Annotated in this window: 11 protein-coding genes; 5 read left to right on the top strand and 6 right to left on the bottom strand. The window is 60.2% G+C overall.

Annotated features, from left to right (window positions below):
* Position 1: 1 nt before the first annotated feature.
* Positions 2 to 853 carry a fumarylacetoacetate hydrolase family protein gene (locus AC4D6D_RS15845; protein ID WP_491328042.1) on the bottom strand — a complete coding sequence of 284 codons (852 nt, stop codon included), beginning with the start codon at positions 851 to 853 and terminating at the stop codon, positions 2 to 4.
* Positions 854 to 1100: 247 nt separating this feature from the next.
* On the opposite strand from AC4D6D_RS15845, the gene AC4D6D_RS15840 reads away from it, so the two are divergent.
* Together AC4D6D_RS15840 and AC4D6D_RS15835 are read left to right on the top strand one after the other, a co-directional pair.
* Positions 1101 to 4661, top strand: coding sequence for a glycosyl hydrolase (locus AC4D6D_RS15840; protein WP_491328041.1), 3561 nt, complete (start codon positions 1101 to 1103; stop codon positions 4659 to 4661).
* An 18-nt stretch (positions 4662 to 4679) separates the two neighbouring features.
* The gene (locus AC4D6D_RS15835; RefSeq protein WP_491328040.1) at positions 4680 to 5891 is read left to right on the top strand and encodes an MFS transporter; all 1212 of its coding nucleotides are present in this window, start codon (positions 4680 to 4682) and stop codon (positions 5889 to 5891) included.
* A gap of 259 nt (positions 5892 to 6150) precedes the next feature.
* On the opposite strand, the gene AC4D6D_RS15830 is transcribed toward AC4D6D_RS15835, so the two are convergent.
* The 5 genes from AC4D6D_RS15830 to AC4D6D_RS15810 all read right to left on the bottom strand — a co-directional run bounded on the left by AC4D6D_RS15830 (position 6151) and on the right by AC4D6D_RS15810 (position 18072).
* A complete protein-coding gene (locus tag AC4D6D_RS15830; protein ID WP_491328039.1) occupies positions 6151 to 8223 on the bottom strand; it encodes an outer membrane protein assembly factor BamB family protein in 2073 nt (690 codons plus the stop codon).
* A gap of 251 nt (positions 8224 to 8474) precedes the next feature.
* Positions 8475 to 11876 (bottom strand): glycosyl hydrolase, encoded by a 3402-nt coding sequence (locus AC4D6D_RS15825; RefSeq protein ID WP_491328038.1) that lies wholly within the window; start codon positions 11874 to 11876, stop codon positions 8475 to 8477.
* Between the two features lie 104 nt (positions 11877 to 11980).
* Positions 11981 to 14248: a TonB-dependent receptor gene (locus tag AC4D6D_RS15820; RefSeq protein ID WP_491328037.1), complete on the bottom strand. Its 2268-nt coding sequence runs from the start codon at positions 14246 to 14248 to the stop codon at positions 11981 to 11983.
* A gap of 462 nt (positions 14249 to 14710) precedes the next feature.
* A complete protein-coding gene (locus AC4D6D_RS15815; RefSeq protein ID WP_491328036.1) occupies positions 14711 to 15220 on the bottom strand; it encodes a GNAT family N-acetyltransferase in 510 nt (169 codons plus the stop codon).
* A 320-nt stretch (positions 15221 to 15540) separates the two neighbouring features.
* The gene (locus AC4D6D_RS15810) at positions 15541 to 18072 is read right to left on the bottom strand and encodes a TonB-dependent receptor (protein ID WP_491328035.1); all 2532 of its coding nucleotides are present in this window, start codon (positions 18070 to 18072) and stop codon (positions 15541 to 15543) included.
* A gap of 1361 nt (positions 18073 to 19433) precedes the next feature.
* On the opposite strand from AC4D6D_RS15810, the gene AC4D6D_RS15805 reads away from it, so the two are divergent.
* The 3 genes from AC4D6D_RS15805 to AC4D6D_RS15795 are packed head-to-tail and all read left to right on the top strand — an operon-like array spanning position 19434 to position 22169.
* Entirely contained in the window at positions 19434 to 20888 is a 1455-nt protein-coding gene (locus tag AC4D6D_RS15805; protein ID WP_491328034.1) for an aldehyde dehydrogenase, read from the top strand.
* Positions 20889 to 20919: 31 nt separating this feature from the next.
* Positions 20920 to 21303: a carboxymuconolactone decarboxylase family protein gene (locus tag AC4D6D_RS15800; RefSeq protein WP_491328033.1), complete on the top strand. Its 384-nt coding sequence runs from the start codon at positions 20920 to 20922 to the stop codon at positions 21301 to 21303.
* Positions 21300 to 22169: an NAD(P)-dependent oxidoreductase gene (locus AC4D6D_RS15795; protein WP_491328032.1), complete on the top strand. Its 870-nt coding sequence runs from the start codon at positions 21300 to 21302 to the stop codon at positions 22167 to 22169. The genes AC4D6D_RS15800 and AC4D6D_RS15795 overlap by 4 nt, the downstream gene beginning before the upstream one ends.

The raw sequence follows: 22169 nt of genomic DNA, 5'->3' as shown, positions 1-22169 counted from the left end.
ATCAGCTCCCGTGGTTCCACGGAATTACCTTGTGCTTCTGTGTCCCCAGCTTCTCGATGCTCAGTTCAACGATGTCACCTTCGTTCAGATAGACTTCCGGCTTCTGGCCCATGCCCACGCCGGGGGGCGTGCCCGTGGTGATGATGTCGCCCGGCAAAAGGACCATGAACTGGCTGACGTAGCTGACGATCGTCGCGCAATCGAAGATCATCGTCCGAGTGTTGCCGGTTTGCATTCGATGGCCATTCACGTCGAGCCACATGGCCAGATCCTGGGGATCGCCGACTTCGTCCGACGTTACCAGCCAGGGGCCGACCGGTCCGAAAGTATCGCAGCCCTTGCCCTTATCCCAGCTGCCGAGGCGCTCGAACTGGAACTGGCGCTCGGACAGGTCGTCGCACAGGACGTAACCGGCGACGTGATCGAGGGCATCGGACTTTTCGACGTAGGATGCCCGTTTGCCGATGACGATGCCGAGCTCCACTTCCCAGTCCATCTTGGTGGCGCCTTTGGGCTTGCGCACGTCGTCGTCCGGACCCTGAAGGCAGGAGACGGCCTTGGTGAAGATGATCGGTTCGGCGGGCACGGCCATGTTTGCTTCTTCGGCATGGTCCTTGTAGTTCAGGCCGATGGCAACGAACTGGCGGGTTCCGGCGAAGGGAATTCCGAAGCGCGGGGCATTAGCCACAGGAAGAGTGTCGAGCGCAAGCTTGCGGATTTCGTCCAGCTTTTCCGGCGACAACCACTCGGGCGTCAGGTCCTGAAGGTGCGACGAGAGGTCGCGAACATTTCCATCCTGATCCAAGATGCCGGGCTTCTCCGCTCCGGCAGGACCAAATCGAACCAACTTCATTTGATGCTCCACAATGTCAGGCAGAAGGTCTCGAAGATCGCGGGCACGCGGGGCATTACGGCATTGCCGGAGCTGTATCCGTGCGCTCTTGTTCCGATTCGAAAGAGGCTCTCCCACCGATCTGATCGATGATTAGTTTGATGGTCCTAATCGACTTCCGGAGGAAGATAAAGGGGTTTCCGTTTCCGGACTTTAGGACTTGAACGGCACTGAAGCGCGGGGCAGACGTCGGGCTGGTGTTAAGCGCTTGACCCGCCTTGAGCTGCAATCTAATCATCGATCAAATTCGAGGGCGAGATACCTGCCGACAGGTACAACCCGATCCGACCGTACCGTTCAGCGAAGATCCCCAGGATCTCGCGGCGCAAGTCCGGCGGAAATTGAGAGAGAGTGGATGCGTTCGACCAAATTCAAGCTGCTTGTTGCCGTTGCCTTCGTCATGCCCCCGATGGCTCTGCACGCAGAGGCGCCTGTCGGCGCGGAAAGCAAGGTTTCTTCCCTCGATACAAATCCCGGCAGCAGCCTTGAGGAGAGTTTTCGCGATCCGCCCGAAACGGCGCGGCCGCGCGTCTGGTGGCATTGGATGAACGGCAACATCACCAAGGATGGCATTGCCAAGGATATCGAATGGATGAAGCGGGTCGGAATCGGCGGATTGCAGAATTTCGACGTCGATCTGGGCACGAAGCAGATCGTCGAGAACCGCCTCGCCTACATGACGCCCGAATGGAAGGATGCCTTCCGGTTCGCGGCAAGCGAGGCGCAGCGACAGGGGCTGGAATTCGCGATCGCCTCGTCCCCGGGCTGGTCAGAAACGGGTGGACCTTGGGTCAGGCCGGAAGATGCGCAGAAGAAGGTCGTCTGGAGCGAAGCGCTTGTCACTTCAGGCAAGTCCGGCCGGATCAGGTTGGTGGCTCCGCCGTCCAACCCCGGCCCATTCCAGGGCATCGAGCAGCAGCCCGATCTATCCGAGCTCCTCGCGGGAGGCCATGCGAAACGCGGTCCGGACTTCTACCGTGATATCGCCGTTCTCGCGGTGCCGGTCGGAAGAAGCGATACGTTGCCTGTTCCCACGCTCACGGACGGCCAGGGCCGCGTCCTGAAGGCAGGCGGGCAGGGCGCTTTGGTCTCGAACGTTGTCCTTGGACCTGTCGTTGGCCCCACCGCGCCTGAGTTCCGCCTCGATTACGGTAAACCGGTGACGATCCGCTCCGCGACGATCTACATACCGGGCGGAACGATCCCACCCTTGCCCGCATTCTACGGGCCGCGGCTGGAAACCAGCGACGACGGCATGGAATGGCGAAGCGTCACTGCCTTCAGTCTAGCGGAAGTTCCCACCACGGTGAGCTTTCCCCAGACCACGGCCCGCTATTTCCGCGTGATCATCAAACCGGCGTTTCCGATGGGCGGCGGTACGCCGACTGATGACAACGGCGTGGCGATGGAAAATGAGTTCGGCAAATTGATCGGCGGCCGGTTGTCTCAACCCGTGACGATCGGCTCGTTCGAACTGTCGGAGGAGGCAAGAGTTGACCAGTTCGAGGCAAAGGCAGGCTTTGCTGTCGCAGCCGACTACTACGCCTTGCCGGCGATCGCCGACGGCGCCAAGGGGCCGTCACCCACCCAGGTTCTCGACCTCACCGACAAGCTTGGGGCCGATGGCACCTTGAACTGGGTTCCGCCCAAGGGCACCTGGCGGATCGTCCGGCTCGGATATTCCCTCATCGGAAAGACGAACCATCCCGCTCCCGCCGAAGCGACCGGGCTCGAGACCGACAAATACGACGGTGGTGCGGTAGAGCGCTATCTCACGCACTATCTGGATGGCTACAAGTCCGCGGCCGGTGACGACCTTGTCGGACGCCGCGGCGTGCGCGCGCTGCTCACCGATTCAATCGAAGTCGGGGCGGCCAACTGGACGCCCCGGATGAAGGACCAGTTCATGCGCCTTCGGGGCTACGACCCGACGCCATGGTTACCTGCGCTCGCCGGCGTAATCATCGGCAATCGCGAAGAAACCGACCGCTTCCTCTACGACTATCGCCGGACACTTGGCGATCTGCTGGTATCCGAGCATTACGCAACGGTGGCCAAGGTCGCCCACGCCAATGGAATGAAGGTCTATGGCGAGGCGCTCGAAAGCAACCGCATCAATCTTGGCGACGACATGGCGATGCGTCGCTACACCGATTATCCGATGGCCGCGATGTGGACCTTCGATCGCCGGACCGGCCCCGAAGCAGCCTATGTCGCGGATATCAAGGGAGCGTCCTCGGTCGCCCATATCTTTGGACAGAATATCGTTGCGGCCGAGTCCATGACAGTCAACATGTCGCCCTGGGCGTTCGCTCCGGCCGACCTGAAGCACGTTGTCGATCTGGAATTCGTGCTCGGCGTGAACCGCCCCGTCGTGCATACGTCCGCGCATGTGCCTGTAGATGACAAGCTGCCGGGACTGTCGCTCGCTGGGATCGGCCAGTTCTTCAATCGCAACGAAAGCTGGGCCGAACTCGCACGGCCCTGGGTCGACTACATGGCCCGTAATTCCCTCCTGCTGCAGGAGGGGCGCAACGTGGCGGACGTCGGTTACTTCTATGGCGAGGAAGGTCCGCTCATTGCCCTCTATGGCCATTCCCCGGTTGCCGATGCTCCGAAGAACAATGCCTTCGACTTCGTCAGCGTCGATGCATTGACCACGGCGCTGCAGACCGAAGGCGGCGAAGTCGTGGCTGTGGGAGGGGCACGCTACAGGGCTCTCTATCTGGGCGGTTCGTCACGGCGCATGACTCTTGGCACTCTTCGCAAGATTGCCCAGCTGGTCGAAAGCGGAGCAACCGTCATCGGAGTACGGCCCGAGGGCACGCCCAGCATGTCCGATGACAGGGCGGCCTTCAACGTGCTTCTCGACAAGCTGTGGCCGGGCTCGCCGGCGACAAGTCTTGGCAAGGGACGCGTGATCGCTTCCGGCGATGTCGATGCGGCCCTGAAAGAGATCGGCGTCGCACCGGATTTCCGCTTTACCGGCGGGGCAGCCGATACCCAGATCCCGTTCGTCCATCGTGCGCTTGCCGATGGCGATAGCTACTTCCTCGTCAATCGCAAGGATCGCGACGAGACAGTCGAAGCCCATTTCCGGGTAACCGGCAAGGCCCCCGAACTGTGGGATGCGCAAACCGGAACGCGGCGCCCGGTCAGCTATCGTATCGTCGAGGGCGAAACGATCGTGCCCCTTAGCCTTCGCGCGGAGGAATCCGTTCATGTCGTGTTCCGCAAGCCGACGCAGTTGAGCACTTTCACGGTTCCTGAACGGCCGACCCGACAACTCGCGTCGCTCAGTGACGGCTGGAAAGTCGCCTTCCAGAAGGACCGAGGCGCTCCGGGCGAGATTGCCATGGGTACTCTGGAACCGCTCAATGAGAACAAGGACGCGGGCGTTCGTTACTTTTCCGGCCTTGCCACGTATTCGCGTTCGTTCAGCGCTCCCAGGGACTGGAAACCTGGCGAGGACCTTACGCTCGACCTTGGCGAAGTGCGCGAGATTGCCGAAGTGCATGTGAACGGAAAGTTCGCGGGCTATTCGTGGCACAAGCCTTACCGGGTGGAAGTCGGAAAGCTGGTCCGGCGCGGCCGCAACACACTCGATATCCGGGTTGCAAACTTGTGGGTCAATCGCCTCATCCGCGACGCGGATCCCAACGTCGAGCCGAAGGTGACCTGGACGGAACTCAGGACTTATCGGCCCGATGCGAAACTGCGACCCTCGGGGTTGATCGGCCCTGTGAAACTTGAATCTGCCGAACGCTGAGAGCCGAGGAAGCAAACTGTGTCAGCACTAACAGCATTCTACCGAGACCTGACGCTCAAGCCTCAGGGGTTCACTATCGTTGTCGCAGGATTCCTGCCGATATTCGCCATTGTGGCCATGTTCCCTCTGGTCGCAGCCATGATCGCCCATTTTCACGCCGACCCCGGCGCGGCGATCAAAGTGCCGGCAATGGTGACGGCTCCGGGATACGCTATCGCCATTCTTGCCCCCTTTGCCGGGATGGCTGTGGATAGGTTCGGCAGGCGCCCGCTCCTGCTTACCTGCACGTTCCTTTACGGAATCGTCGGCGCCATGCCTTTCTTGCTGAACGATCTCGACATGATCATTGTCTCGCGTGTTCTGCTGGGCGTTTGCGAGGCCGGAATTCTGACGATCGTCAATACGCTGATTGCCGATTACTGGAACGATGGCGGCCGACGTAACTGGCTCATGCTCCAGGGCATCATCGGACCGGCCATCCAGCCGCCGGTTTTCATAATCGTCAGCGCCATCGCCGCTATGCAGTGGAATGCGGGCTTCCTGGTCTATCTGGTGGCATTCCCCGTCTTCGTTGCCATGTATTTCTATCTCTACGAACCTTCGCGATCGGCGAGCGCTGTCACGCACAGGGATCAACCGGCAGTCGGTCGCTTTCCGTTGGCCGCTGCTGCCATTGTCGGCGTGGTAACGCTGCTGGCCTCGGGTATCTACTACGCATGGATCGTCAATGGCAGCATCATCTGGAAGGAAATCGGGCTCACGAATCCCATGGCGGTAAGTCAAGCCACGTTCGTTCCCGCGTTCTTCATCCTGCTTGGTGCGTTCATTTTCCGCTACATTTCCCGTTTCAGCGACGCGGTCCAGATTTCCGCATTCCTCGCTGCCCTCGGCTTGGGACTTGCAGGGATCGGTCTTGCCCGGACGGTTTTTGAGGTCCAGGTGGCCTTGGCCGTGCAGCAGACCGGAGCAGGGATGGCCGTTCCGGCTCTCATCGCCTGGGCACAGACGAAATTCGGCTTCGAGCATCGCGGTCGCGGAATGGGCGTCTGGACCTGTGCATTCTTTCTCGGTCAGGCGGTCTCGCCGATTGTGATCGGGTTTCTCGCGGAAACGGCCGGTTCGATGCAAGCGGCATTTCGCATCATCGGGATCGCGGCGGTCGCGGGCGGCGTGATTGCGATCGTGGCGTTGCCTCGGCTGGCTGCGTCAAGGAGTGCCGCTGCCGCCTGATTGTAGAACAAGGCGTGCCCGAGTTGCCGGGAATGCGCGCGGTGATTTCGATCAAGGTTACAATAAAGGGCTGCTGCGATACCCCTCGCAACAGCCCTTTTGCGGAATGCTTCGCAAGCTCCGCGAGTACCGGCCTTGGGGGCAAGGAGAGCTATTTTGTAGGGGAATGAGGAGTTCCCGCGTCGGGTCCCCCGCGCGGGCCTGTTTCGTTCCTGTCGTGGTTTCCCGTGCAGGAAGGCACACTTTGGGGCGCCGGGCGCTATCTTGCCCGGCGGGGCAAGGCAAAGGCGACGTAAGCCGCGCCCTGGGGGCCTTTCGGATCGCGCGCGCCGCTCGTGGCGATCACCACATATTGCCTGCCAGCCACCATGTAGGTCGCAGGCGTCGCCGTACCGGCGAACGGGAGATCGCCGATCCAGAGAGTTTTCCCGGTTTTGGCGTCGAATGCGCGCAACTTGCGGTCGTAGATCGTCGAGCCGATGAACAGCAGCCCCGAAGACGTGACGATCGGTCCGCCGTAGTTTTCCGTGCCGGTGTCCTTCAAGCCTTTTTGCGCAAGTTCGGGGTAGTAGCCGAGCGGCACTCTCCAGCGAAATTCGCCTGTGTTCATGTCGATAGCACTGAGCGTACCCCAAGGCGGGGCAATCGCTGGGTAACCCTCGGGATCGAGGAACTTTCGATACCCGGTGAAGATGTAGGCCGGGGCCTTTCGCGGGGCTGTCTTGACGGTAGCCCCGCTCTTCTGTTCACCGCCTTGCACCGAGGCGCCGAGGTACCCGAAGAGCAGTCCAAGGTCAGGACCACCGAACTGCGGGAATCCCGGCATCCGGCCCCGGCCTCTCAGGACGGTGTTGACCAGTTCCACTTCCGACTTACGCGAAAGCACGCCTTGTAGGGAGGGGAATTCTGGAGGCGAGCCTTTCAGGTCGATGCCGTGGCAGCCTGCGCAGTTCTGGCGATACATCTGCTCGCCCTTGGCCTGAACTCCGCCCGAGGAAGCCTTCTCGAGACCACCTGTCCAGGCGACATCGCTCGAATTTACGAACAGAACTCCCGATCTGCGGTCGACTGCGCTTCCGCCCCACTCCATGCCGCCGTTGAAGCCGGGGAAGACCAGTGTCTGGCGCCCGACCGTCAGCGGGGTGAAAGGCCCCTTGTTGACCATCCGGGAGAATTGCTCCTTCGCGAAGCGGGCAGCTTCCGGTGTACGGGTCGTGAGCATATCGGCGGTTAGCGATTGCCTCGCCACGGGCGCCGGCTTCATCGGAAAAGGCTGCGTGGGCCAGGACTGCTCGCCCGGAACGTCGCTGACAGGTACGGGGCGTTCCTCGATTTCGAACAGGGGTTTGCCGGTTTGCCGCTCGAACAGGAACAAATATCCTTGCTTGGATCCCTGGGCGACGGCGTCGATTTTTCTGCCGTCCCGCGTCACCGTCAGCAGGACCGGCGGAGTGGGGAGATCCCGGTCCCAGATATCGTGATGAACAGTCTGGAAGTGCCAGAGGCGCTTGCCCGTCTTTGCATCGAGAGCGACCAGACTGTCTGAGAACAGGTTCTGGCCATGCCTGTCCGCGCCGTAGAAATCGTCTACCGATGAGCCGGTCGGGACGAATACGATGCCTCGCTCACGATCAATGACCATGCCGGCCCAATTGTTGCCACCGCCAGCGTCGACAAGCGCGGCTCCGGGCCACGTTTCCGAACCTGTTTCGCCCGGCTTCGGGATCAGATTGAACGACCATCGCAGCTTGCCGGTCCTGACATCGTATGCGCGGACCGTTCCCCGTGCGGCCGGATGAGATTCGCTCGTCCGAAACCCGACTATGATCATGTCATCATAGATGCTTCCGGGTGTCGTCATGTTGGCAGAGACAGTCTGAGGCTGATCGGCCAGCCCCTCTCGCAGATCGACGTTGCCCTCCCGTCCAAAGCTAACGATCGGCTTTCCGGTGTCCGGGTCCAGAGCGCTCAGCATATTGCCATGGCTGGCGAAAAGCCGGCGCTCCGATCCGTCCTGCCACCATGAAACTCCTCGGATCGGCTGGAAGACCGCGTCCGTTGGCATGTAACGCCACTTGAGGGTGCCTTTTGCGGCGTCGAGGGCGATGACGCCCTGCTCGGGCGTCGGCGCGTAGAGAACCCCTCCAATCACCAGCGGCGTTCCCTGAAGGCCGCCGTCTTCTGTGGTGAAACGCCAGGCCTCCTGGAGCGATCCGACATTACCGGGGGTGATCTGGTCGATCTCGGCATAACGGTCGCCGCCGGCATCGCCGCCATAGGCGGTCCAGTCGACGTCCTGGAGTTCCCTCTCTGCGGAAGAACAGCCTGCCACCGCCAGAAAGGCGACCGGGGCGAGTAAGCAAGTCGCTTGCGGCATCCGTGGCACGGCGGTCACTCCCAAGTGAAGATATCTTCGGGTTCAGGCCGTGGCGGCTTGAGAGAAAGCCGCGCTTGCCGGTACAACTTAATCTAATCAGCGATTAAAATACTTGCAAGCATCGTTCCGTCGAGATCGGGAATGAGTGGTCCCGCCATTTCGTCGCTCGCCGCGCGGCGCGAGCTATCCCCCGCAGTTCGTGATGCTCACTTCTCGACCTGCAGGGTAACCGGCCCGATCAGGCCTGCTGGTCGCAACGGCGCGTCGGCGCGGTAGGTCGGCATGGCTGTCCATGTTATAGGCCTGGCGCCCGGCTGGGCATCGCCGATGAGGCGGTTGACCCACAGGTTCGCAACTTTCACCTCGATGGTATTGACACCCTTGCGCACGGTCTTGCCGATGTCGATCCGGTAGGGCGCGTGCCAGACGGTGCCGGCGACGCGGCCGTTGACCGTGACTTGCGCCAGATCGCCCACCGCGCCGAGGTCCAGCCAGAGCGGCTGACCGAGCTTCGCGACCGGAGGCAGGGCGAAGCTGCGGGTATAGGTCGCCTCCCCCGAAAAGTACTTGATCGCAGGATTGGCGTTCTGCTCCAGCGGGGAGAGCTTGGCCATCTGCGCCATCGCGGGTGCGCCGCGGTCGGCCTGAAAGCGGATGGTCCAGCTGTCATCGAGCAAGGCGACCGCGACTTTGGGCTTGATCGGCACGGTCAGCGAGGCGGCGGGGGCAGGCTTGTCGAACACGACGAAGACGGCATCGCCGGCGATCAGCGAGAGCGGGATGCTGGTCTCGGCGCCGTCGATTCGATAGCTCACCGGCTCGCTCTCGCCGGTTTCGGGATGCCAGAGACGCGGCACCTTGCCCGTGACGCGGAAGCGTGCCTCGATGGTCTGCGCTGTCTCCTGCTGGTTGCTGAGGTAGTAGATTTCGCGTCGACCATCGCGGCGGTGGAGGAAGGGGATCTTCGCGCCTGGCTCAGCACCGGTGAAGCGGAAGTCCGAACTCACGCCGGAGGATTTGAGTGCCGCTTCTACATCGTCGCTGGCGATTACGCGGCCGGCCCCGACTTTGGCATTGCCTCTGCCCGGCCACAGTTTTGCGACCAGCGCGGACCATTCCGCACTCTGGGCCTTCGCATCGAAGCTGGGCGTCGCGACTGGGGCTTTGCCGATCACCGTCGCGCCGCCCTCGACCAGCGCAGCCAGTTTGCGCAGCGCTGCCAGTGTCATGCGCTGTGATGATCCACCGAGATAGATCGCTCGATAGCGCGCGCCGCTGGGTGCCACGAGATCGCCGCCGTCGTTTTTGAGAAGGTCGTTCAGCGCATCGAAGTTCAGGAAATCGTAGGCATGCGTCACCGGGGAATCAGCCACCGGTTTGTCGCCAAAGAGGGCAGTGAGCGGCGCTTCCTCGCCATAGAAATAGGCGATGTCCGCGACGTTGCGCCCGGCCTGCAGCAGCACTGACGAACGCGCTATGTAATCAACCCAGGGCCGGGCCATTTCGCCCCAGCTTTCCATCCGGTTGAAATGCTGGCCGAAGACATACAGCGAGAGACCCGGCTTCTTGTCGTCGCGCGGGACATGGACAGACGTATGAATCACCGGCCGGTTGACCCCGTTGACGAATTCCATGTCGATGAAGCGCTTGAGATCTTTGGGCGCGAACGCCCAGGGTGCCACTGCGGAGGTCAGCGATTCAGCGGCGACCAGGTTCTGACCGTATAGATGGGCCACGGAAGCAGCGCCCTTCATGTCTGCGATCAGCGTCTGGCGCGGGCCTTCGTCCTTTTGGAACGTCCACATCGCAGCCATCGGGACGTCTGCGTGACTGCGCATCGCCATATCGTCGCCCAGCATCGGTCGCCTGTCTTCCAGCGCCTCGCCGTAGACGACGAGGCCGTTCTCGTGAGCGATCCTGGCGATGGTGCCGTAGTGCTCGCTCGCCAGCAGGTCGGCCAGAGTGCGGCGGTAATCGTAGAGAAACTTGTCCGATTCTTCGCGGGTCCCGACCAGAACGCCCGCAAGCGTCGGGAGCCAGGGACGGGGATCATAACCCCTTAGCCGCTGGAACTGATCCAGCATCCTTGGTGTCCAGTTCGCCTCGCCCACTTCAATGGAATCGGTCAGCAGCGCCCGGATGCCTTGCTTGCCGATCATATCGGCCCCGGTAGCATCCTTGTACATATCGAGATAGTGTTCGAGATAGCGCGACACCGCATCGGCGTCGAATTTGTCGACCTCCAGGCCGGTCGCTTCAGGGGAAGCAGGGTGGTTCGTCGTTCCAAGCAGGGAATAACCCATCCGTATGACGCGCCAGGTTTGACCCGCTGGAAGATTTGGCGCTTTCCAGTTGAGTTCACCGTTGCCGGTTACGTGCGTGCTCAGATCGATGACCTTCGCGGGATCGATGCCGACCGCTCCGTCCCCGGGGCCTCGTAGCGCGTAATAGTCCGCGCTCATCACAAACCCTGCCTTGGTTTCGAAGCGATCGATCATCGGGACCGATCCGACCCTGAAGGTTCCGACGACCAGGGGGCGCTTGGCGGCCGCGCCGTTCATCTCGTCAAGCATGCCTGCCAGGGCTGCGCCGGCGACGGGCTTGCCAAGCGCATTTTTCGCGCTCTGCGGCCGCAGGAGCACCCGAAAATGAGCCGCCCGCACAGGCGTGAAGCTTATGGACGTCGGCACTGTCGTCAGCTCAATCGGGGCGATGATGCTCCACTTTTTCCCATCCTCGCTGGACTGCAACTCTGCGGAATATAGCGCACCGCCCAAAGGTGCCATGACCTCTGGGATGTAGAGCGTGGCTGACCGGGCTTCGAAGGGTTGGGTGTAGCCGAGTTCAACCGCAGCAAGCTGTGTCTGATCGCCCGAGATCTGGGGCCCGCTTTCCAGGTCGTCGTCAGTCAGAGCCTTGGTATCGAGAGACAGTCCCGTCAGGTTCGTCGCCTTCGCGGCGTGCACGGCCATTTCTCTGTTCTGGGGAAACGCGAAAACGCCGATATCCCCGTTGTCCTCGGTAAGTTCTACTGAAGACGCCGCAATGTCGGCACGTCGCTTCATATTTTGAAAAGCACCTGTCACCGTGGGCGGCGACGAAAGCGTGCCCCTGAACTGCCTCCCGCCTTCGACTTCAGTCAAGCTCCAGACAAGTTTTTTAAGTCCGTCGGCAGGCGGAACCCACGGCCCTCCTGTTTCCGACCAGCCTGGGGAAGAAGCGATCGCGAGTTCCAGGCCGTGACGGTCCGCTTCCTGCGCCGCATATCGGAATGCGTCTTTCCATTCCGGGCTCATGTACGCCAGTCGATGTTCTACGATTTGCGGTGTCTGCATGCTGGCATCGAAGGTCTGGACGCCGCCGATGCCAATACGTTTCATCCACTCAAGATCCTTGGCAACACCCTCCTTGGTGATGTTGCCGTTCATCCAGTGCCACCATATGCGTGGTCGAGCAGTATTTGGTGGATCCTTGAACGCCTGTTCCAGATCCGCTTCGGCAATATCGGGGGGCGTTGCGTGTGCCGGGGAGGTTGCCGGTGCGGCCCAGGACGTGATTGGGCCAGCACAGGACGCAAGAAGGAACGCCGTGAGGATGCGGACTGCCATGAGCGGAGAGCTCCAGTTTGGCGTTGATGCCTTGAAAGCGCTGCGAGCGCGCTGATACTACGGTGGCGGGCGCCGTCGAAGGCCACCCGCCATTTTTACTCTAGTTAAAAGCGGAAGCCGACACTTGAGCCGATCGTGCGGACAGAATTCAGTCCAAATGTCTGCACCGCGCTGTTTACCCCGACGGATGCGTCACCCGGGTCCTGATAGATGAAGTTCGGCACCCGCGTGTCCCCGCAATTTTTGCAGAATACACTGAGACTTACATTATCGCCTAGCTGCAGCGTCGCTCTGGCGCCAAAAAGATCAATCGCCCCAAATCGCGTCAGAGGATTGTTCCCGAGAGTGAAATTGACGGCCGAGCGATGATACCAGTCACCACTGAGAACCAGTGACGTCGCATCGGAGATCGGGATTTCATAGGCGGCTCCCACGCTGGATGTAAACTTCGCAGCGGTTGGCGTGCGCTGTCCGCCAGCATTGAAAGTGCCGTTGGCACCGCAATCAGGCTGCCCAGTGTAGCAAGCTGCGCCGGGGAAGTCGGCGAACTTGGAATCGAGTATCGAGGCCGTAGCATTTATCGAGAAGCCGCGAACAGGCTTTGCGGTCAAGGTAACTTCCGCGCCCTTCGTAGTAAGTGATGCGGCGTTCTGGATCACGAACGAGGCAGCCTGCGCATTGAAGGCGCTTGCCTGGTAATCTTTATACTTGGTACGGAACAGGGCGACGTTGAAGACGAGCTTTCTGTCCAACCAACTCGTTTTCGCACCCAGTTCGATGTTTCGCGACGTCTCGGGGTTGACGACGAGCCTCGCATCCACGGTTGCTGCGGAGTTGTTGGCGCCTGGACCCTTGTAGCCCTTCGCGTAAGATCCGTAGAGCAGGATGTCCTGCGTAGCCTGATATTGCGCGCCGAGCTTCCAGGAAAAGTCGGTATTCCTGGTACTGTCGGAATATGTTCCACCAGGGCCGCCAAAGCGCACAAAATAGTCGAGCTGGTTCTGCACCAGGTCGATGCTCACCTTGTCCCTTGTAACCCGGCCGCCCGCGATCACTTTCAGGCCGCTGCCCACATCGTACGTGAATTGGCCGAACGCAGCAGCGCTTTCAGATGTGAACCGGTAGTTGCTATCGGAACCGATGGCGAAATCGTTGGCTGCAGGGCATGGCGCATTCACTGCTGAGCCTACGCAGAAAGGAAAGTTTGGAAGCAGGAACGACGGGAGATATAGGTTGCCCGCGGTCAAGCTGGATGCCCGCTCCGTGAACCGCATATAGAACAGGCCAACCTGCCCGGAGAGGCGACTGTTAGCGGGCAGGGCAAGTCTCAGCTCGTTCGAGTATTGGTTGAACTTCGAGTTTTGCGAAGAAAGGCTTACGGCATTGCCGGTCGTGAAGTCCTGGTCAAAGGATGATGACAGCTTGTAGCCCTTGTAGGCTCCGATATTGATGATTTCCCATTCGTTGGGGAGCGTATATCCGATGCGAAGCTGTCCGCCATAGTTCTCGAGATTGCGGAAATTCGCGCCATCTGCCTTGTATTCAAGTAAATCGGGCGACGCAGTGTATCCGTCAGCGGCCAGCGGGGCTGTGTTCTGGCTACCAGCTCCCAAATAGCGATAGGTGCGGTCGAACAGTCCGGATGTACCCCGCAGCTTCGCGTAGTTTCCGATGGCGTAGATCGAAAGAGTGTCGGTCGGCTCAGCGAGATACTTTAAGCGCGTGTCGAACGAGCGACGGTCGATATCGCTTCCCGGCCCGGTCTCGACAGCGCGAACAACAGGTTCCTGATACTCGTATGCGACGCTCAATCGAAGCGCTGAGTTGTCTCCGACCGGCACGTTTACGGATGATCGTGCGATTACGCCCTGGCCATTTCCCGGTGTCGTGTCCCGCAGATCGTATTCGACTTCGGCGTCGCCGGAAAACAGGCCGAATTTCGGACGGGTTGTGGTGATGTTGAGCAGGCCTGCGGTAGCGTTTTTGCCGAAGAGAAGACCTTGGGGGCCGTTGAGGACCTCGATCTGGCTCACGTCGTTGAAAACGCCCTCGCTCAGGGCGGAACGCGCTAGATTGACTTCGTCCTGGGCGATTGCCACCGCAGGATCGACGGTCTGTTGAAACGCGAGTGTACCTACGCCGCGGATTGAATATGTGTTCTCCTGGCCCACCTGCAAACTGGGCGCTGCCAATGCAATTTGCTGAAGATTGTTCAGATTGCGTGATCGAAGTTCTTCGGATGTGACTGGTGTCACGCTGATGGGAACGCTTTGGACGTTTTCCGCGCGCCGCTGGGCGGTGACGATGATCTCCGCGGCGCCTTCGATGTCTCGCGATGTTTGCTGAGCTTGTGCTGTAGCCGTGTTCGCCATCGCTGTACTTACAAGTAAGCCAGCTACAAGCTGAGTCCTCATGCCCATATCTCTCCCCTGTCCCGTTTTATTTTTGCTATCTGTGTTCGAGGCTGAGGGAGCGGAGGTCATTTTTCAAATTAATTGTTTTTATGGGATCGCATCAATTATATGGATTATGGCGCACATTTTCGACTTGGGTCTGGTTCAATCCAAGAGATGCAGAATATTTTCGATCTGAGAGTTTATTTGGAAATCCGGGGGTGAGAGTTTCGGCGTTGAAGATTGCCGCCCATCGCGGCAAGGCGCGAAGCCCGTTCTCACCTTCCCGCCCTGCAAGTACCTTTCCGGCAGCCGTAATAGATCAATGCTTACCGATCTGGTTTTTTTTAAATGAACGGAAGGCTGCTTGTGCGTGGCTCGGCCTAGAGTGCAAAGGGCCGCAACCATCCGCAAAGAAGACGTTGTAGGGCGCTTCCGCTCTTAAAGACTGCGACCCATCGGTATGTCGTCTTCGATCGCGCCGTTGGGGAGCTTTACCCGGCCCACCAACCGCCCCTCCCGAATAAATCCGAGGCGTTCATAAAGTCGCAGAGCACCTGCGTTGCCAGATCGCGCCGTCAATTCTATCCGTGTTATTACAGGAGAGATCGACGCCGCTGCGTTGAAGAATGCAGCAAACAAGGCCGAGCCAACGCCTTTCCCTTGCATTTCCGGGTGAACCGCGATGGTAAGGTCGCCCAGCACATGATCGAACTGACGAGGCCCGAGGCGAGCCGCATGAATTTCGCCAACGAGAATGTCATCCATGAAAGCGCCAAGAGTCACTCCGGTTCGCCATGCGCGCTCCACGAATGTTTCCACGTAGCCCATGGTGATCTCGTCGTGAGTTCGGGCTAACCCCGACCCTTCTATCGATGCAGCCTCTCGATAAAGAGCGAAGACGGCTGGCGCGTCTGCCAGTGTGAGTAGCTTGATGTCGTGGCCGAACATGACTCGATTTAACCAGAGCCACCAAGTTCGGCAACATTCTGCGAAGTGCTCCCGATTATCGATCACGTCCGGGACGGAAGTTATCCGTGGCCCCAGAAGAGTTTAGTCTCGAAGCTCGTAGTCATGCCGATCGGCGAAATCTGGCTACCTTCGAAACTGGACATCGCGGCGGTGCCCGATTGCCCTTGAATGAGCGTTGGGTTTCGGGGAAGTCGCTCAGAGCCGGAATGGCGGTTTTCCCTGCACCGGAAGCCGTCAGGCTTACGGCGGCGCAGGTTGGGACTGCGCCGCCGATTATCGCATTTCGCCTAATGGCTACGTCAATAGGCCGCCGACAAAGTCAGGAACCACTGGCGCGGTGCGATGGGATAAGCCGAATAGCTGTTCGTGGCCGATCCGATCGAAAGCGTCGAGACACCCTTCTTGTCGGTAAGGTTGGTCACGTTGAGCGCAAGTTCCACCTTTTGAAGCGGCAACACACCCTCCGGCACCCGACCGGCAACGCGCAGGGAGGTCAGGAAGTAGGAGGATACGCTGGCATCGTTGGTGAATGTTGCAAACCGGCGGCCGACGTAATCGCCAATCGCTTGTATTTCGATAGGGCCTACGTTCAGCGTTGCCACCGTCTTGTTCATCCACTTGGGCGTACCGGGCAACTGTTTGCCGCACGTCGGTACGATGCCGCCGGTGACAACGTAGCCGCCAATGCAGGTGTCCGTGGCCGCGCCGATGCCCAACGCCGTAGACGTGTAGTCGTTCTGATATTTGGAGAGATTGTAGGAGACGGCATTATAGAGCGAGAATATCCGCCCAACCTTCAAGGTGATCGCGGCATCGACGCCATTCGTCTTGACGTCGCCGACATTCACCAGTGTCGACGTACCGCCGGTGATCCCGCTTCCCGCAATGCCCCCCGGATTGGTGGGGATCGCAAGCAGTCGGTTGCTGAAATCGACGTGGTAGTAGTTGATCTGGGCCTGGATCGCCAGGCCGTTGCCAAACGTGCGGTTCGTGCGCAGGCCCGCCTCGTAAGTCCAGCTCGTCTCGGGCTTGCCCTCATCGGCGAAGGCGTCGAACGCAGCCTGGCTGCCGGTGAACCAGGGACCGCCGCCGCCCGCGAGATAGGCCTGATATTGCCGCAGATTTTTCTGGACGTTGAAGTAGATCTGCTCGTGCCCGTTGAAGTCATAGGTCGCACCGAACGCGGGCAGGAACCAGTTTCTGGTGTTGATCTTGCCTTCGGGAAGCGCTGTCGTGCCGCCCAACGAGCCGACGCGCGGCTGTACCGGGAACCACCCATTTGCCCACTGGGCGCTGGTCTTGACGCCGCCCTGGACGAGCAACTGGTCGGTTACCTGCCAGGTGTCCTGGATATGCAGCTGCAACTGCTTGATCCGCGCTTCGCCCTGATACTGCGTGAACAGCGGCTCCATGACGTCACGGGGGCGGACGTAGGGGGTGCTCAGCGAAGGATCGGAAACCGGCACGGCATACCAGCGGCGCCATTGCGTGGTGCTGTTGTGTTCGAACCAGCCGCCGAATTCGATCTTGTGGTTGCCCAGTTCGACGCTTGCTGCCGATATCACGCCGACGCGATCGATGCGGTACTCAGTGGTGCGGGTGATCATTCCCGAACCGCCGGTAGCGGCCACCAGCGCAGCGCCGGAGGCGGCGGCCTGAGCCGCGGTTAGTGCCGTACAGGCGGACGGGCGGATCCCATTGCCATTGGCGCTGAAGCGGCAATTGGTTGGCAAGCTTGCGTAGTTGGGATCGAGATAGGCCTGCGCCGTGGTGATCGACTGGCCAAGCGGTCCGGCGACGACGCCTGCACCATCGTTATGGTGGTAGTAACCCGTGGTCGACCAGGTGATTTTATCGGTGAGGTGGGCATCGTAGCGCGCGTAGCCGAGGTAGTCGGTGCGCTGTGCGTCCGAGTAGTAATTGCGATAGTTGCCGCCTTCGGCTGCCGGCGTATTCCCTAGCGACGTCAGGTAGTCCGTGCGGTAACCATCAAAATCCGGATAGAAAAAGGGCTTCGTGTACGGCGTGAAGAGCTGGGCAGGCGTGGCCGTGCCGCCTGCGGAGGGCTTGTAGAAGACAGTCGCATCCTCGTTCGGCTGCGTCATGTCATTGTAGTCGAAATAGAGCGTCAGCTTGCCGGCGTCGCCGTCATGCACGAACTTTGCGTTGGCTTGCCACCCCTTCTGGATACCGTCGAAATCCCAGGCCCGCGCTCTCTGTCGTACGCCCGAGATATAGGCCGAGTTTCCGCCGCCGATGTCACCGCTATCGATGCGCAGATAGGTGCGCGATGCGCTGTAGCTGCCCACGGTCTGTGCGGCGCGGACGCCGAACTCTTTCTGTGGGTCGGAGGAGAAGGTCTCCACCGTACCGCCAAGGTTGCTGTTCGAAGGCGTTGCGAGGTCACCGGCGCCGGTGGCCACGACAACGCGCCCGACGTTCTCCGAAATGACGGCGCGCTGGGGGGAAAGACCGTTGTAGTTGCCGTAACTCTGGTCGCCCAGAGGTATGCCGTCCATGGTGTAGCCGAGTTGGTTACTGGCAAACCCGTGGATGAACATCTGCGCGTTCTGTTCGTTATTCCCCCAGGGATCGGCCGTGATGTAGAGGACACCGGGCAGGGTCTGGATCGCCTTCAGGGGAGAAACGCCAGGCAGGATTTTCTGTATCTCGACATCCGAGAGCGCCGTGGCCGAACGGGTCGTCTTGGCGCCGGTGACGATGATCGAGTTGTTGCCGTCGGCGTCAACAGGTGCGGACTCATCCGCAGCGGCCTCGCTGGCCATCGCTTGCGTCGCCGAACACAGAGTAAGCGCGGTGCCGGCGAGCATAGCCCAGCGTGCGGCCTTGGCCGTCGATCGAATTGCAATCATGCGATTGTTTTCCCCAAACCTTGCCGGCGGTGGACTTACCGCGCGGCACGGTCGGTAGCCAAGCACTGTGGCGGTTTGACTTAACTTTGATTGCAGTTTGCTTTCACACGCAAAGGTAGTGAAATATTGCGTCGCGTGCAAATAAGGCAAGACGATGCTGGCAAGGTCATTAATAGCCAGAGGGTTGATGTCAAGTTGATTTCTGGAATAATGCACAGTTATCGCCGCCCGTATTATCATCAATGAACAACTTCGCCCGCACTGATTGCCTCAGTGATCTTGAAGAGACGGGTAAACCGCTCAAAGGCGAGCGTGAGTTTTCTCAGTTGTTCGGCAGGAGGGCGGTCATGCACCCTTGCAGCAACTTTGGTACTGACGGGTAAACCCCGGTGCGTAAGGATCATCACATTAAGTGGCAGCTTTTCGAAGGTGTCTTACGAGGCCGTCACTCTGAAAACGGGCAAATGTCGAAGATTTTCTAATGCTTGCGTACGAAATTCTAACATGGAAGAACCTGCGGGCCGCCTGGGCTGGTCTATGGGGATTTGTGCTCCGGGATGGTGAGGCTGGCTTCACCGCCTACGGTGCGGCGCGAGCTCGCCCCAACGGTGCCTGGATGTTTCGGAATGGTGGAGAAGGGCTTCCAGGTCGTTCGTAGGGGTGTCGAGCCAGGCGGTCGTGAGATGAGGTGCGCGCGAGGCGGTTGCCCGGCGTACCGATCTGCCGAACCTGGAGAGGCGCGAGCCATGCCGGGTCGTGGCGCAGGCATCTGGGCGAACGTGGACGGTGGCGGCGAGCCACGTGGTGGCGCCCGCAGCCGGAAGCCTCGATGATGACCATGTGGCCGCCGCGGCACGGGCACGGTGGGCGATAGTCTTCAGTCTGCTCCGGCTCCGGTACGCTCGGTGTAGCAACATCGAGGAGCACGGTCTTAGCGGATCGGAGTTGGCGAACCCTTGTGGGGCGGTGCCTCGGGCCGGTGTTCGCTGATCCTTCGGCGGCGACTGGCTAACAATGTTTGGCTCCGTGGAGTTTGTGGATTTCTGCGGCGTAACAACCGATTTTCCCAGGAATAATAGACCATACGGAGCGCGATGCTCGTGCGCGAGAGAGGGTGAGGGCAGGCCTTGGCGGCCTCGGAAAATGCTCGAACAGGGTTTGCTCTCGTATCACACGTGCAATACACTGTAATTGAATAATATATTCAGAGAAACTCGCGGCTTGCTTTTGCATTCACCTCAGGCTAACGCTGTTAGAGGAAGAGTGACGACAAGGCGCTTGAAGCGTTCGCCTCTTCCGTCAGGGCAGGGGAGGGTTTTGTGACATCGACTGCAGCTGTGCTTGCGCATCCGGATCGCGTTTATGTGGAGGGCGCCTGGAAGACTCCCCTGAGCGGCGCGCAAATCGAGGTGATATCAGCGCATTCCGAGGAGACGCTCACATCGGTTGCCGAAGCGGGCGTCGAGGATGTCGCTGTGGCCGCAGCCGCAGCTCGGGCGGCGTTTGATGAAGGGCCCTGGTCGCAGATGGCTCCGGCCGAGCGAGCCGGATACGTGCGGGCAATGGCGGATGCCCTGGTTCCCCGGCTGCCGCAGCTCGAGCGTGCTTGGGTCGATCAGATCGGAGCGCTTTCCGTCGCTGCTCCGTTCGTGATCGGTAGCGGGAAGTTCTGGTTCGATTACTATGCGGATATTGCAGAACGATATGAGTGGGATCGTCCTGTTCCTCGCTTCGATGGCCAAGGAACAGCCCACATCGTGCGTGAGCCTGCCGGAGTTGTTGCGGCAATCGCGCCGTGGAACAATCCCTTCGGCATCATGGCAAGCAAGGTCGCCGGGGCTCTAACGGCCGGATGCACCGTCGTCATGAAGCCGGCGCCTGAGACGCCAATTGAGGCATACATCATTGCAGAGGCGGCAGAGCAGGCAAGTCTGCCGCCCGGTGTCGTCAACCTCGTCTGCGCCGGACGTGAGGCATCCGACCGTCTCGTGCGTGACCGGCGGATCGATAAAGTGAGCTTTACCGGAAGCGTCGGCGCCGGGCGGATCATCGGGATGGCCTGCGCCGAACGCTTCGCGCGGTGCACGTTGGAACTTGGCGGAAAGTCGGCTGCCATTGTCCTTGAAGATGCCGATATCGAAGTCGCGGCAACTCTTCTGGCGAACGTCATTACCATGTCAGCCGGTCAAATCTGCGCAACGTTGAGCCGGGTTGTAGCGGTCGATGCCGTGTACGACCGGCTGGTCGATGGCATCCGGGCGGAAATGGCCAAGGTAACGGTCGGTCATCCTGACGATCCCGGCGCCAGAATGGGGCCCTTGGCGATGGAGCGCCAGCGCCAGCGCGTTGAAGAATATGTTGGTATCGCCCGAACCGAAGGTGCGCGGTTGGCGCTGGGTGGAACGCGGACCAAGCATATGGATCGCGGCTGGTATTTTGACCCGACGCTCTTCGTGGATGTCTCTCCGGACATGCGCATTGCCCGTGAGGAAGTTTTCGGCCCGGTTCTTACGGTTCTCCGAGCTCGTGACGAAGCTGAAGCGATCCGGATCGCCAATGACAGCGATTTCGGACTCTACGGCGCAGTTTTCTGTGCAGACAAGGAGCGGGCTTACCGGGTCTCGCGGCAAGTGCGCACCGGTACTATCGCCCATAACGGCTTCCTCTTCGATCCCTCGCTTCCGTTCGGCGGGTTCAAGCACTCCGGGATCGGTCGCGAAGGCGGTGAGGCCGGATTGACGACCTTCACGGAAACCAAGTCGATCATTCTTTAAAATAGACAGAACAAGATCGGGAGATTTGCAAATGGATGACCTCTTCGAACAGGGCATGACCGTTCGCCGCGAGATGTGGGGGCCGGAGCTTGCCGAACTGGCAGTCAGGAATGCGTCTGAGTTCGCTAAGCCGTTTCATGATATCATGACGCGATACTGTTTCGGTGAAACGTGGAATCGCCCGGGGCTTGGGCGCCGCGATCGCAGCCTCGCTACCCTTTCGATGTTGATTGCTCTCGGCAAGGAAGTCGAGATCAAGATGCACGTCAAAGGCGGCCTCGCCAACGGGCTGACCGTCGAGGAAATCCGTGAGGTGGTCCTTCATTCGATGATCTATTGCGGGGTACCGGCTTCGGCGACGGCTCTTCGTGCGGCTGACGCGGCACTTGCGGAGATTGCCGAGGCGACCTCGTGAAGATCGCGTTCGTCGGGTTGGGCGCGATGGGGCAACCCATGGCGCGGTGGCTGCTCTCGCAAGACTTCAATGTCGCTGTCACGGACGCGAACGCCGACCTCGCTGCATCGTTCGGGACGAACTGGGCAGCGACAGCCGAGGAGGCAAGCGCAGGCGCGGATATCCTGATTACCATGCTGCCGAACGGAAAGATCGTTCGCGACGTTCTGCTGGGTTCGGGTAACGCCGCAAATGCGCTGGCTCCTGAAGCCGTGGTCGTCGACATGAGTTCTTCCGACGCGGCGGGAACCGTTCTGCTTGGCGCAGAACTGAGCGCCATGGGAATCCGCTTCGTGGATGCGCCGGTTTCCGGCGGCGTTGTTCTCGCCAGCCAGGGTAAATTGGCACTCATGGTCGGCGGCAGCGATGACAGCGCTTTCGCGAAGGTCGAACCTGTCCTTGAGGCACTGAGCGGAAAGTTACTGCGCGTCGGCAAACTTGGGGCAGGGCACGCTGCGAAGGCGATCAACAATGCTGTAGCTGCCTGTAATTTCGCGATCATGTCCGAAGGCCTTGAACTTGGGCGGCGCTTTGGGCTGGACGGCAGCGTGCTTCTTGAAGTCGTGAATGGTTCGACCGGCAGGAGCGGCGTTTCGGAAGGCTTGTTCCCCTCTCAGGTCCTGGGCGAAAAATATGCCCTGGGGTTCGCTCTAGCGCTCATGACGAAGGATGTCGGCCTTGCCGACGCTCTTCGAAGCGACCTCGGCCTTGAATTGCCGATGCTGGAGCAGACGCTCGCGCGATATCGCGCAGCCCTCGATGCTCTGGGTAACGGCGCAGATTTCACCGAATTTCACAAGTTCGTCCAACAGAGCAGCGGAGACTGA

The sequence above is a fragment of the Novosphingobium sp. BF6 genome (genome assembly GCF_058273105.1).
This window is presented reverse-complemented; position numbering and strand designations above follow the sequence as displayed.